Origin of the sequence: Marinithermofilum abyssi (genome assembly GCF_014641195.1) — a bacterium.
GTDB lineage: Bacteria > Bacillota > Bacilli > Thermoactinomycetales > DSM-45169 > Marinithermofilum > Marinithermofilum abyssi.
This window is the reverse complement of sequence record NZ_BMHQ01000006.1, coordinates 88,030-99,807: the sequence shown is the minus strand read 5'-3', so window position 1 is coordinate 99,807 and position 11,778 is coordinate 88,030. Positions and strand designations below refer to the sequence as shown.

11 protein-coding genes and 1 other annotated feature are annotated in these 11,778 nt (G+C 53.3%); of the genes, 2 read left to right on the top strand and 9 right to left on the bottom strand.

Features of this window, described 5'->3' with window-relative positions; all coding sequences use genetic code 11:
• The first annotated feature begins 80 nt into the window (after positions 1 to 80).
• On the top strand, positions 81 to 437 hold the full coding sequence (locus tag IEW70_RS09550; RefSeq protein ID WP_188647704.1) for a phage holin family protein: 357 nt from the start codon (positions 81 to 83) through the stop codon (positions 435 to 437).
• Between the two features lie 37 nt (positions 438 to 474).
• Here IEW70_RS09550 and sleB read toward each other — a convergent pair whose 3' ends face one another.
• The 8 genes from sleB to IEW70_RS09510 form a co-directional block, all read right to left on the bottom strand.
• Positions 475 to 1,464, bottom strand: a complete 990-nt coding sequence (sleB, locus tag IEW70_RS09545; protein ID WP_229751911.1) for a spore cortex-lytic enzyme — start codon at positions 1,462 to 1,464, stop codon at positions 475 to 477.
• A gap of 72 nt (positions 1,465 to 1,536) precedes the next feature.
• Positions 1,537 to 3,249 carry a DNA polymerase/3'-5' exonuclease PolX gene (gene polX, locus IEW70_RS09540; protein WP_188647703.1) on the bottom strand — a complete coding sequence of 571 codons (1,713 nt, stop codon included), beginning with the start codon at positions 3,247 to 3,249 and terminating at the stop codon, positions 1,537 to 1,539.
• Positions 3,250 to 3,723: 474 nt separating this feature from the next.
• Positions 3,724 to 4,263: a CvpA family protein gene (locus tag IEW70_RS09535; RefSeq protein WP_188647702.1), complete on the bottom strand. Its 540-nt coding sequence runs from the start codon at positions 4,261 to 4,263 to the stop codon at positions 3,724 to 3,726.
• 11 nt (positions 4,264 to 4,274) lie between these two features.
• The gene (gene zapA / locus IEW70_RS09530) at positions 4,275 to 4,526 is read right to left on the bottom strand and encodes a cell division protein ZapA (protein WP_188647701.1); all 252 of its coding nucleotides are present in this window, start codon (positions 4,524 to 4,526) and stop codon (positions 4,275 to 4,277) included.
• Positions 4,527 to 4,717: 191 nt separating this feature from the next.
• On the bottom strand, positions 4,718 to 7,138 hold the full coding sequence (pheT, locus tag IEW70_RS09525; protein ID WP_188647700.1) for a phenylalanine--tRNA ligase subunit beta: 2,421 nt from the start codon (positions 7,136 to 7,138) through the stop codon (positions 4,718 to 4,720).
• Positions 7,139 to 7,151: 13 nt separating this feature from the next.
• Positions 7,152 to 8,186 carry a phenylalanine--tRNA ligase subunit alpha gene (gene pheS / locus IEW70_RS09520; protein ID WP_188647699.1) on the bottom strand — a complete coding sequence of 345 codons (1,035 nt, stop codon included), beginning with the start codon at positions 8,184 to 8,186 and terminating at the stop codon, positions 7,152 to 7,154.
• A 39-nt stretch (positions 8,187 to 8,225) separates the two neighbouring features.
• Positions 8,226 to 8,475, bottom strand: a binding site (T-box leader).
• A gap of 78 nt (positions 8,476 to 8,553) precedes the next feature.
• The gene (locus tag IEW70_RS09515; RefSeq protein WP_188647698.1) at positions 8,554 to 9,354 is read right to left on the bottom strand and encodes a TrmH family RNA methyltransferase; all 801 of its coding nucleotides are present in this window, start codon (positions 9,352 to 9,354) and stop codon (positions 8,554 to 8,556) included.
• A gap of 4 nt (positions 9,355 to 9,358) precedes the next feature.
• On the bottom strand, positions 9,359 to 10,012 hold the full coding sequence (locus tag IEW70_RS09510) for a potassium channel family protein (protein WP_188647697.1): 654 nt from the start codon (positions 10,010 to 10,012) through the stop codon (positions 9,359 to 9,361).
• A 113-nt stretch (positions 10,013 to 10,125) separates the two neighbouring features.
• Between IEW70_RS09510 and sspI the strand changes: the two genes are divergently transcribed.
• Positions 10,126 to 10,365 carry a small acid-soluble spore protein SspI gene (gene sspI / locus IEW70_RS09505; RefSeq protein ID WP_188647696.1) on the top strand — a complete coding sequence of 80 codons (240 nt, stop codon included), beginning with the start codon at positions 10,126 to 10,128 and terminating at the stop codon, positions 10,363 to 10,365.
• A gap of 274 nt (positions 10,366 to 10,639) precedes the next feature.
• Here sspI and IEW70_RS09500 read toward each other — a convergent pair whose 3' ends face one another.
• Complete coding sequence (locus IEW70_RS09500) at positions 10,640 to 11,752, bottom strand: M42 family metallopeptidase (protein ID WP_188647695.1); 1,113 nt, start codon at positions 11,750 to 11,752, stop codon at positions 10,640 to 10,642.
• Positions 11,753 to 11,778 lie beyond the last annotated feature (26 nt).

Genomic DNA, 11,778 nt, shown 5'->3' with positions numbered 1-11,778 from the left:
ATGAAAGGCTGAAACGAGAGTTGCCTGGAATAACATCGCGGCAAAGCATACAAACTAAAAAGAAAAAAGGAGGGTTTGCCATGACCATTTTTCGTCATCTGGTACGTCTGATTGTAGCAGCTGTCGTCATTTTGATTGTGGCTGCATTGGTCCCGGGGTTTCAGGTCGCCGGCTTTTGGAGCGCCCTGTTGGCAGCCGTGGTAATCGCTGTGCTCGGTTGGATTATTGAAGCGCTGTTCGGCCGGGATATTTCCCCTTTTGCCCGGGGCATCGTCGGCTTTTTGGTCAGTGCATTTGTGTTGTATTTGACCCAGTTTTTTGTTCCCGGCATGCGGGTAACCATTTTCGGCGCCTTGATCGGTGCATTGATCATCGGTCTCGTCGATTTGTTTGTACCGACTCGCTCCCGGGTGATACGTCCCAGAGAAGCTAAATAAAATAAAAAAACTGCCGTGGAATTCCACGGCAGTTTTTTTATCGAGTAAAGATATGCTGTCCGATGCGTTTAATTTGGGGACGGGACCAGATCCAATCCGATGTTGCGGTGGCCGGATTGAAGTAATACAAGGCTCCGCCGCTGGGATCCCACCCGTTTAAGGCAGCGTGTACCGCTTTTTCCGATTCTTTGTCCGGCTCCAGCCAAATCTGTCCATCTGCCACGGCTGTAAATGCCATGGGTTGGAAAATGATTGCCGATGGGGTGTCGGGAAACTTTTCGCTTTCCATACGGTTCAAGATGACCGCTGCCACTGCGACTTTTCCTATAAAGCTTTCCCCGCGTGCTTCCGCATGGACCGCTTGGGCCATCATGCGGATATCTTGTTTGGACAACCCGGCATTGCTTTGAGGAACCTTGCTCATGGGTTTGATCCGGGTCATCGGAGCTCTACGGACTTTACCCGGCCCGACTTTAGCACCCGGCCTCCAATAACGGGTGGCTTTCCACAGCTTCAGCTTGGTTTCCGGGCCGACACGTCCATCCACTTTCAATCCAAATTCGTACTGGAACAGACGTACAGCTCGCTCGGTTCGGTCCTGGAACTTCCCATCCACTTTTCCGGTGTAAAATCCGATGAATCGCAATCGCCGTTGCAACTCCCAGACATACCCGCCTTCATCTCCCTTTTTGTAGATGCGGTTTTCCAGTCCTGGAACCCAAACCCGCGTGGCTTCCCACAGCCTCCGTTTGGTAAGGGGACCTACCGTGCCGTCGACATCGATGCCAAAGGCATACTGGAATAGGCGAACCGCCCGATAGGTACGGTCACGGAACTTTCCATCCACCGGTCCTGTATAGTACCCTAAAAATTTCAGGCGACCTTGCAGCTCATAGACATCGCCTCCGGTCGCACCTACTTTAAGGACACCTTTTCCAAAGGAAGACCGGGCTTGAGCAGCATACCCCGTCATTGGCGTCGCTACCAGTGCACATATGCAAAAGAGCAACAAATATCGCTTGTACATGCCTCGTCAACCTGCCCTTCGAGGTTGGAATTCTTCTGTTATTATCCCGATATTTGTTGCCTCTATTCATCTTTACGATTTTAATCGAGCCAGGAGTCGATCCAGGGAATAGGTATTGATCACGTGATCCGCTTCCAGCCACCCTCTGCGAGCGGTGGCAATCCCCAGCGGGATTACGCCCATTCCTTCAGTGGAATGCGCATCGGTATTGATGGTGAAATCGACCCCGTATTCCTCCCGGGCCAGCTTCAGCCAGTAATCATTGAGATCCAGCCGGTGGGGGTTGGCATTCAGTTCCAACACCGTTCCCGTCTCTTTGGCTGCTTGAAAAATACGATGCATGTCCACTGCATACGGATCCCGCCGATGGATCAACCGGCCGGTGGGGTGCGCGATGATATGCACATGGGGATTTTCCATCGCCTGCAGGATGCGTTTGGTCATCGTCTCTTGGTCTTGCTGAAAAGCACTGTGAATAGAAGCGATCACAAGATCCAACTCCACCAAGACCTCATCCGGAAAATCCAGCTCCCCGCCGGGCAAGATATCCATCTCGATGCCAGCCAACACCGTAATGCCATCCACTTCTTCATTCACCCGGGCAATCTCCTCACGCTGACGCCGCAAATCGTCAGCAGTCAGTCCGCTGGCCACCTTCAGGGATTGAGAATGATCGGTGATCGCGATATACTCATAGCCCCGTTCTTCGGCAGCCAAGGCCATCTCCCGTATTGAATGGGCCCCGTCACTCCATCTCGTATGCATATGAAGGTCGCCGCGATAATCCTCTAGCCGAATCCGCTCCGGATGCTCCTCTTCCACATCCAGCTCTCCCCGATCTTCCCTCATTTCCGGAATGACATAGGGTAGCTGCAACTTTTGATATACTTCCTTTTCATCCGCAAAGGTAAACACTTCATCCCGTTTTACATCATAAATCCCGTATTCGCTAACTTTCCACCCGAATTCCTTGGCACGCTGCCGCAAACGGACGTTGTGCTCCTTGGACCCGGTAAAATGGACCAGGGCGGCAACGAACTGCTCCGGTGACACCAGCCGTATATCCACCTGAATCTCAAATCCTTGGTGAAACATCACGCTCACTTTGGTATCCCCGTGATTGATCACCCGGGTCACTTCTGGCATTGAGACAATTGCATCCGCCACTTGTTCCGGATGGCGGGTCGCCACTACGAAATCCAGATCCTTGACCGTTTCCTTCATTCTCCGCAAGCTACCCGCTGTCTCCGCCTGTTCCACAGCGGGATGCTCCCGCAACCGCTTCAGAATTTCTTCCGCCACCGGGAGCACATGCCCCAACAACATCCGATCCGGCCGCTCCCGGTAACGGCGAATCCCTTCCAGGATCTTCTCTTCTTTTTTCGGACCGAATCCCGACAAGGAGCGCAGGCGCTTCTCCTTTAATGCCTGTTCCAGTGCTTCCAAGTCGGTGACTCCCAGCTGGTGATAGACCGCATGCACCGTCTTGGGTCCCATGCCCGGGATCTGAAGCAGCTCCGGCAATCCCTCCGGCAGCTTTTGCCGAAGCTCCTCCAACGGAGTACAAGATCCCGTCTCCAAGATTTCTTTTATGACAGAAGCCGTCCCTTTTCCAACCCCCGACAACGCCTCAGGACCTCCGTCCAACTCTGTCAAGGAAGCGCGGCTGTTCTCCACCGCCCGGGCAGCTCGGCGGTAAGCATTTACTTTAAAGGGGTTATCCCCGTTCACTTCCATCATATCGGCCAATTGGTTCAACACAGAAGCCACCTGTTTATTATTCATCGGTTTCTCCCTTTCTCCATCCAACTCTCTTCCTTTTATCATAAACCGATGATAAATTCATCGTCCAATTTTGCGTCAAGAACGACGAAAAACCTTCTCCGGGATGATGAAAACCTGCCGCTCAATTTGAGAAACTTTGTCAGCAGCTTCCCGTCTCTTTTGAGAAGTGCGAGGTTGATGTCAAAACATCACAAGGAAAGCAGAGAGCCCTTCTACCCGTCACTCCCTCTCCGACGTAACAGAGAGTGATACTGTCCGCTCCAAAACATAGCGTGACTTTGGAGCGGAGCGACAAAAAAGCACGACTTGTGCTTCTTAAGTACGATGACCGAGGCGCGAGCCAAAGGAAATACTTTGTAAGGCTCGCTTTTTACCTCGGTCCTACGTATCAAAGCAGGTATGTCGTTCAAAGGTCGCTTCTCTTGGCAGAAAGGCTTCCCGCTCTTCCTATACAACTGATGAGGCTTGTCGGCTTTAAGCCGATTGGGAAGGAGATACCAATTCTTTGAGGATCTCCTTCATATCCGGGGTCATGGACAAAATACCTTGGCTCAGCGCGGAGTTCTCCACGGCTTGCCGGCTGGTCTCCATCGGCAAAAGATGCATCAAATTGATGAAAATCATCAAAACCAATACCACCTTGATCAAGGCGACCCCCGCACCGCCAATCTGATTGATCTTGTTCAGTACAGGCAGACGGGCTACAGAAGTCAGCAAAGAAGCCCCCAGCGACAACAACAACTTCACACCGAAAAAGACGACGACAAAGGCCATCACGCTGTAGATGGCCTCTTCCACTTTAAAAAAGCTGACCAAGGCATTGCCGCTGACATCTTTCGGAAGAGGCACTACTTGTTGTAGTACGGGTGCCATTTCGTCACGGAACTGATAAGCCAGAAACAGCGCGAGGAAGACTCCGGCCAATGCAGCCACTTCCAGGATGAAACCTCTGCGATAACCCCGAAATACTCCGCCTGCAACCAGCACGACAATGATCAGATCCAACATATTCATCCTTAGATCCCTCACGGTTGATCGTCTTCAATCAAGTGCATGATCTCTTCGTACTCTTGTTTCAGTTTCAGATACTGATCGGTAATGTTCACCGCCGACAATACGGCCAGTTTGGTGGTATCCAAGCGGGGGTTGCCCTGGGCAATGGTTCGCATGTTTTCATCCACTTGCCTGGCAACTTCCCGCATGTAGCCTGGGCTGGCCTTCCCGATGATGTTGTACTGTTGTCCGTAAATTTCCACACTCAGCTTATTCTTGCTCATGTTGTTTCCCTCCTTCACCCCGTGAAGGCTACTACACCCTATTCTCTCTGCAGGGCCAAACTCCTGCAACCCCCCAAAAAATCGACATGGTTTGATAGAAAAAAGGGAAACCGTCCTTCCCTGAGGCGGTTTTCACCCCTTGGCGGAAAAACGGCTTCTGTCATGCCTCTGATCTCTTCCATGTAAGCAGCTTATTGACGCAAAACCGCTCTAAAGGCAGCTTCCACATGTTCCACGATACGCCCGTGAACCTCGTTCACTTCCTCATCGGTCAATGTGCGGTCTTCTGCCCGATACGTTAAAGTATAGGCTACACTTTTCTTTCCTTCCCCGACCTGTTTCCCCGTAAACACATCAAAGAGCGTCGCATCGACCAACAGCTTTCCGCCGGCTTGACGGATAGCGGATTCCAACTCGGCTGCCGGTACATCTTGATGGACTACCAAAGCCAGATCCCGCGTCGTAGAGGGATAGCGGGGAATCGGCGCATATTTCGGATCGGTCACTGCGGCTTCAAACAGTGGAGCCAATTGCACCTGGAAAGCATAGGTCTCTTCCAAGTCATGGGCTTCCGATACTTGCAGATGAATCTGACCGATGCATCCAATCACCCGACCGTTCAACAACACTTCCGCCGTCCGTCCCGGGTGGAATCCTTCCAGTTCAGCCGCCCGATAAGCAATGCCTTGGACACCCAGCCGGGTCAGCAACATCTCCAACTGCCCCTTGACAGTGAAGAAATCGACGGGTTGGTTGTTCCCTTGCCAATGAGCCGCAGCCAACGGCCCCGTTACCAGCGCGGCCAGCTCCCAGCGTTCCTGGGGCAGCTCGGTCAGCTTTTTCTCTTCCGTGATATAGGTACGCCCCAACTCAAAGAAGGCCAATTGTTCCTGTCGGCGATGCACATTGTACTCCGCCGATTCCACTAATTGCGGCAGCAAAGTGGTCCGGAGCACTTTCCGTTCATCACTCATCGGCATGTTCAGGCGGACTGGACGAATCCCTTTATCCAGTGGCGGCAATTCTTTCAGCCGGTCCGGAGAGGTCAGGCTGTAGTTGAGCACCTCGTTGAAACCGGCATCCCGCAAGGTATGGCGCACCACCCGGCGCAGTTTTTGTTCCCGGGTCAATGCACCGGGAGATTGTTGTCCCCAGGGCAACGTTGTCGGGATCTTATCATACCCGTAAATACGGGCCACTTCCTCAATCAAGTCCACTTCGATGGAAATGTCCGGGCGGCGGGAAGGAACCCGAACACGGTAAACGCCGTCTCTCTCTTCCATCTCAAACCGGAGGCGGCGGAAAACATCCCGCACCGTTTCCGGTTTCACCTGTACTCCCAGCACATTGTTCAATCGATCATGACGGAGCTGTACCGTGACATCTTCCACATCCCCCATCTTTTCCACGGTCACTTCAGATGCCGGTTCACCTCCCGCCAGCTCTTGCAACAGTTGCACCGCCCGTTGCAAAGCGGGGACAATCCGTTCGGGATCCACCCCTTTTTCAAAACGGTTGCTGGCTTCCGAGCGAAGACCCAGTTTACGTGCCGTGCTGCGAATGGACGGCGGCGCAAAAAAGGCGGATTCCAGCAACACGGTGGTGGTGGATTCGGTCACTTCCGAGTTTTCTCCTCCCATCACCCCGGCGATGCCGATGGGCTGGGTGCCGTCAGTAATCAGCAAGGTTTCCCCGTCGCAAGCCCGAGTGACGCCATCCAACGTTTTGACCTGCTCACCGGGCTGTGCGCGGCGCACCACAATCTCTCCGTCGGTCACTTTGTCGTAGTCAAAAGCGTGCAGCGGCTGCCCGTATTCCAACATGACATAGTTGGTCACATCGACTACGTTGTTGATCGGGCGAATCCCCGCTGCCACCAAGCGGTTTTGCAGCCATTGGGGCGAAGGGGCCAGCTTCAGATTATCAACCACTTGCGCCGCATAAAAGGGACAATCCTCTTCCGCATCCAGCTCGATGGCCACCGTTTTGGTTTTGCCTGACGGATGGGCGGCGGGAGCCTCCGGCAACCAGATTTCCCGGTCCAGGAGAGCCGCTACCTCATAAGCTGTACCCCACATACTGAGGCAGTCGGAACGGTTGGGAGTCAAATCCAGCTCCAACACCGTATCTGTCAACCCCAACAGCGGTCGCACGTCGCTGCCCACTTCCGCCTCTTCCGGTAACACCAGAATGCCTTCTGTCTGCTCCGTGGGCAGCAATTTTTCCGGCAGACCCAGTTCTTTAGCGGAACAGATCATCCCTTGGGATTTCTCTCCCCGCAGCTTGGTATTTTTGATTTTTACTCCACCGGGAAGCTTAGCCCCGTGGAGCGCGACCGGTACCTTTTGACCCCGAGCGACATTGGGCGCGCCGCATACGATCTGCAGCGGTTCTTCTCGGCCGGCGTCCACCTGGCATACCCGGAGTTTGTCCGCATTGGGGTGCTGTTTGGCTTCCATCACATAGCCCACCACCACATTTTCCACTCCGGCATCCCGCTGTTCCACGATATCCACTTCAATGCCGCCCCGGGTCAGCTCCTCCGCAATCTGTTCCGGGGTAACGCCTTCCAGATCCACATATTCACTCAGCCATTCATAGGAAATTTTCATGGAATCCCCTCCCTTACAACGTTTTGAATTGACGCAGGAACCGCAAATCGTTGGTATAAAAATGGCGGATATCATCGATGCCGTATTTCAGCATCGCCATCCGTTCCGGCCCCATCCCAAAGGCGAAGCCGGTGTACCGCTCAGCATTGTACCCTCCATGTTCCAATACCCGGGGGTGAACCATACCGGCTCCCAAAATCTCAATCCAACCGGTCTGCTTGCACACCCGGCATCCTTTACCACCGCACATCACACAGGAGATATCCATCTCCACACTAGGTTCCGTGAAGGGGAAGTAGCTGGGACGGAGGCGGGTTTCCAGTTCCATGCCGAAAAACTGCTCCGCAAACGACAGCAGAATCCCGTTTAATTCACTCATGGAAATACCCCGGTCCACCACCAAGCCTTCTACTTGGGTAAACTGATGAGAGTGAGTGGCGTCATCGTCGTCCCGGCGATATACTTTGCCCGGGCAGATAATCTTCACCGGCACCTGCCCTTCCTTTGCTTCCATCGTTCGCACCTGAACCGGAGAAGTATGGGTTCGCAACAAAATTTCCGGCGTGATATAGAACGAATCCTGCATATCCCGAGCCGGATGCTCTTTGGGCAGATTTAACGCTTCAAAATTGTAGTAGTCCGATTCCACTTCCGGCCCTTCTGCCACTTCGAAGCCCATCCCGATGAAAATATCCTCGATCTGCTCGATCACCGCCTGAATGGGATGAATCGTTCCCAGCGGCGCCTGTTTACCCGGCAGCGTCACATCAATGGTTTCCTCTTTCAGGCGGGCTTTTAGCGCGGCTTCCTGCAAATCGCTTTCCTTTTCGTCCAGCTGTTTTTCCATGGCCGACCGGATCTCATTGGCCAGCCCGCCGATCACTGGACGCTCTTCGGGAGCGACATCCTTCATTCCGCGCAAAATGGATGTCAGCTCGCCTTTTTTGCCAAGATATTTGATGCGCAGCTCTTTCAGCTGTTCCAGACTTTCCGCCGCCTGGATGGAAGAAGCCGCTTCTTCCCGCAACGCTTCCAACCGATCCCTCATGCTTTAATCCCTCCTCGTAAAAATAAAAAAATCCCGCGTCCAAGGGACGAGAGATTCCGTGGTACCACCCTTATTGAGCTGATGCCGATCAGCGGCATACAGCCCCACTCAAAACGCGATAACGGACGCGCCCGGTTCTCCTTACTTGCATTCCCAACTTGCGGGACGGTTCGGGAGAACGGCTCCGGAGCGAACTTCAGCCATTCGCAGCCTTAGAGGCGCTTCCAGTCGCGGCGCCTCCTCCCTGTAAGAGCGACAATGGCCTACTTTTCTCCATCACAGCCTATCGGTTTTCCAGACCCAAAGCTTTACCGCTTCAGCAAAAGTTTACCCTCATCTTACAACAATTTTTGCGCGTTTTCCAGAGTCAACAAACCCCTTTTTCCGTCTCCCAAACTTGCCGTACCATCTCAAACAGCAAAATTCCAGCCGTAACGGAGACATTCAAGGATTCTGCTTTTCCGGGCATGGGAATCCTCACCCGCAGGTCCGCCAGCTTGGCCAGCTCTTCGGACACGCCGCGGCCCTCATTGCCCAACAATACGGCTGTGCGTTTCGGATAGGTGACGGCAAAATGAGCCTGTTCCGCCCGTGGCTCCGTGCTTACGATGGTAAAACCCTTCCGCTTCAACTCCGGGATCGCCCGCTTTAAATGGACCCTGCGCAGACGCAAGCGAAACAGGGAGCCCATCGCTGACCGAACCACTTTCGGATTATAAGGGTCCACGGTTCCGCTTCCCAGCCACACTTCCTCCACTCCTGCGGCTTCTGCCGTCCGCATAATAGCGCCCAAATTGCCGGGATCCTGTATCGCATCGAGGAGCAACAGCCTAGCTGACCCGGAGGGACGGTACTCCGATGCACGGGGAACAGCCACTTCAGCAGCGATACCTTGAGGTGACTGTGTATCCACCAGTTGAGCAAAAACTGCCGTGGGCAGGGAATAAACCGGAACATCCCGAATCCCTTGAAAACGACGCAACACCTCTTGTCCCTCTTCTGAAACCAGCACGGCATGAATGGTCCATCCCGCAGTAAAAGCTTCCTCCAGCAGGTGTTCCCCCTCAATGAGGATCGAGCCGTACTCTTCCCGGCCTTTTCGAGTCCCCAGTTTGCGCCACCGTTTCACTTTTTCGTTTCGGGACGAGGTAATCTGTCGTATGTACATTTTGCTATGCCTTTTCCTCCAGTTTTTTCAGGTCGTCATTGTGACCGATCACGACTAGAATGTCGCCCTCATGAATCACATCATTGGCCATGGGAGCAATATTGATTCGATCCCCGCTCTTGATAGCCATAACGTTGCATCCGAACTTTGCGCGGATATCCAGTTCCTCCAGTGTTTTTCCTCTGAAAAACTCGCCGGCGCTGATCTCCAGGATGCTGTAATCATCCGCCAGCTCGATATAATCCAAAATATTGGGGGAGATCAAGTTATGTGCCACACGGACACCCATATCACGCTCCGGGTAAATCACTTTGTGGGCGCCGATCCTGTACAACACCTTGCCCTGCAGGTCGTTACGTGCTTTGACAACCACTTTTTTCACGCCCAACTCCAGCAAAATCAAGGTCGTCAGAATGCTGGATTGCATATCTTCCCCGATGGAGACGACCACTACGTCAAAATTGCGGATGCCCAAAGCACGAAGCGCATTTTCGTCCGTGGAATCCGCCTCTACCGCATGGGTGACAATTTGTGCGTAATCCTGCACACGTTGCGGATCGCGATCAATTGCCAGCACCTCATATCCCATATCGTGCAAGGTTTGCGCCACGCTCCCGCCAAAGCGGCCCAAACCGATCACTGCAAACTGTTTGCTCATGCGAATCCTCCTCATCCATGGACAATTGGAGCTTATTATACCACAAATTTTAGACCTCACGGATAACCTGGCAATGTCGGAACAAACTACAACTAAAAGGAGGTTATCCCAAAGTGAACTTTCCGATTCGTGGAGCTGTCTATCATAACATCCAAAATATGAGTGAACAAGAACTGCGTGAGATGGTGAATGACTCGATCCAGCGCGGGGAAGAAAAGCTGCTTCCCGGACTTGGCGTTGTATTTGAGGTTATCTGGGAAAACAGCGACGACAACTCACGCAAGCAAATGATTCATACGCTTCATGAGCATTTGCCTCGGGAGAAAGCAGCTCCGCCTGTCTCCCCTTCCTAAGCTCATTTTCCCACAAAAACCGCCCCTTGTTACAAGGGGCGCAGTCTTTTATTCACAGAAAGCGCTTCTGTCTATCGTCGCCTTTTCGGTATCGCTCGAAACATAGCGTGATTTTGGAGCAAAGCGACAAAAAGCACAACTTGTACTCCTTGAGTGCGACGACCGTGGTACGAGCCAATGGAAAACCTTTATAAGGCTCGCTTTTTGCCTCGGTCCCCCTTGATCCAAGCTGAGTACGTCGTTCAAAGGTCGCTACTTGCGAGATGCGTTCTCTTCACTCCTGAAAACATGGTTTGTCAGCAGTCTCCACCCTACACAACTTTTGAACGGTAACCCGGTCCAGACGGCGAATCACCGCTACCAACAAGTTCACCAATTGCTCTGCATCATCCTGATGAATCATGGATGTGTGACTATGAATATAACGGGCAGCCACACCCATCGTCACCGTAGGGACTCCTTTTCCATGAAGGTGGATATGGCTGGCATCCGTCGCCCCGCGTGCTATCCATTCATACTGGAGGGGGATATTCTCTGCTTGCGCAGTTTCCTCCACCAAACGAACCAGCCCGCGATGAGGCACATGCCCGGCATCATACAGGACCAGCTGGGGACCGTGTCCCATTCGACAAGGGGCCTGATCCCCGTTAACGCCGGGAGTATCGCCGGCAATTCCCACATCGATGGCAAAGCCGATATCCGGCTGGATGGCTGCTGTTGCGGTATATGCTCCTCGGCGGCCCACTTCCTCCATCACGGTTCCCACACCATACACGACATTGGGGTGCTCTTCGTCCCGCAGCCGCCGCAGTACCTCTACCGCCACGGCACAGCCGATCCGGTTGTCCATTGCTTTGGCCAGCCAGTATTTCGGGTTTTTCATCTCTGTAAAAGGGGATTGAGGGACTACGACATCCCCTGGACGAATCCCCCAGGCTTCGGCTTCTTCCCGGTCTGCGGCCCCCACATCGATAAATAACTCCTCCAGCGGGACCGCTTTTTTCCGTTGTTCCAGGGAAAGAAGATGGGGCGGTTTTGAACCGACGACACCCACTATGACCTCATCGCGGGTGTGGACCTCTACCCGCTGTGCGGACACCACTTGACTCCACCAGCCCCCGAGCGGCTGGAACTTCAGATACCCATTCTCGGTGATCCGGGTCACCATAAAGCCGACTTCATCCAAATGTCCTGCTACCATGATCCGGGGGCCATCAGCCAATCCTTCTTTTTTGGCGATAAGCGCGCCCAGATGATCCGATGTGACCTTATCGGCTGCGGATTTTACCCAGCGGTGCATCACTTTCCGGACCGGACCTTCATGCCCCGGAGGTCCAGCCGCTTCCGTCAATTCTTTTAACAGATCACGAAACGTATTTTGCGACATATGTACACCTCTTTCCATTAGTGCAA

Excerpts from the sequence above, each read along its gene's own strand:
- IEW70_RS09515 (WP_188647698.1), bottom strand. The coding sequence starts at position 9,354 with ATGTACATACGACAGATTACCTCGTCCCGAAACGAAAAAGTGAAACGG.
- IEW70_RS09500 (WP_188647695.1), bottom strand. The coding sequence starts at position 11,752 with ATGTCGCAAAATACGTTTCGTGATCTGTTAAAAGAATTGACGGAAGCG.
- pheS (WP_188647699.1), bottom strand. The coding sequence starts at position 8,186 with ATGAGGGATCGGTTGGAAGCGTTGCGGGAAGAAGCGGCTTCTTCCATC.
- polX (WP_188647703.1), bottom strand. The coding sequence starts at position 3,249 with ATGAATAATAAACAGGTGGCTTCTGTGTTGAACCAATTGGCCGATATG.
- IEW70_RS09535 (WP_188647702.1), bottom strand. The coding sequence starts at position 4,263 with ATGAATATGTTGGATCTGATCATTGTCGTGCTGGTTGCAGGCGGAGTA.
- zapA (WP_188647701.1), bottom strand. The coding sequence starts at position 4,526 with ATGAGCAAGAATAAGCTGAGTGTGGAAATTTACGGACAACAGTACAAC.
- sleB (WP_229751911.1), bottom strand. The coding sequence starts at position 1,464 with ATGTACAAGCGATATTTGTTGCTCTTTTGCATATGTGCACTGGTAGCG.
- IEW70_RS09550 (WP_188647704.1), top strand. The coding sequence starts at position 81 with ATGACCATTTTTCGTCATCTGGTACGTCTGATTGTAGCAGCTGTCGTC.
- IEW70_RS09510 (WP_188647697.1), bottom strand. The coding sequence starts at position 10,012 with ATGAGCAAACAGTTTGCAGTGATCGGTTTGGGCCGCTTTGGCGGGAGC.
- pheT (WP_188647700.1), bottom strand. The coding sequence starts at position 7,138 with ATGAAAATTTCCTATGAATGGCTGAGTGAATATGTGGATCTGGAAGGC.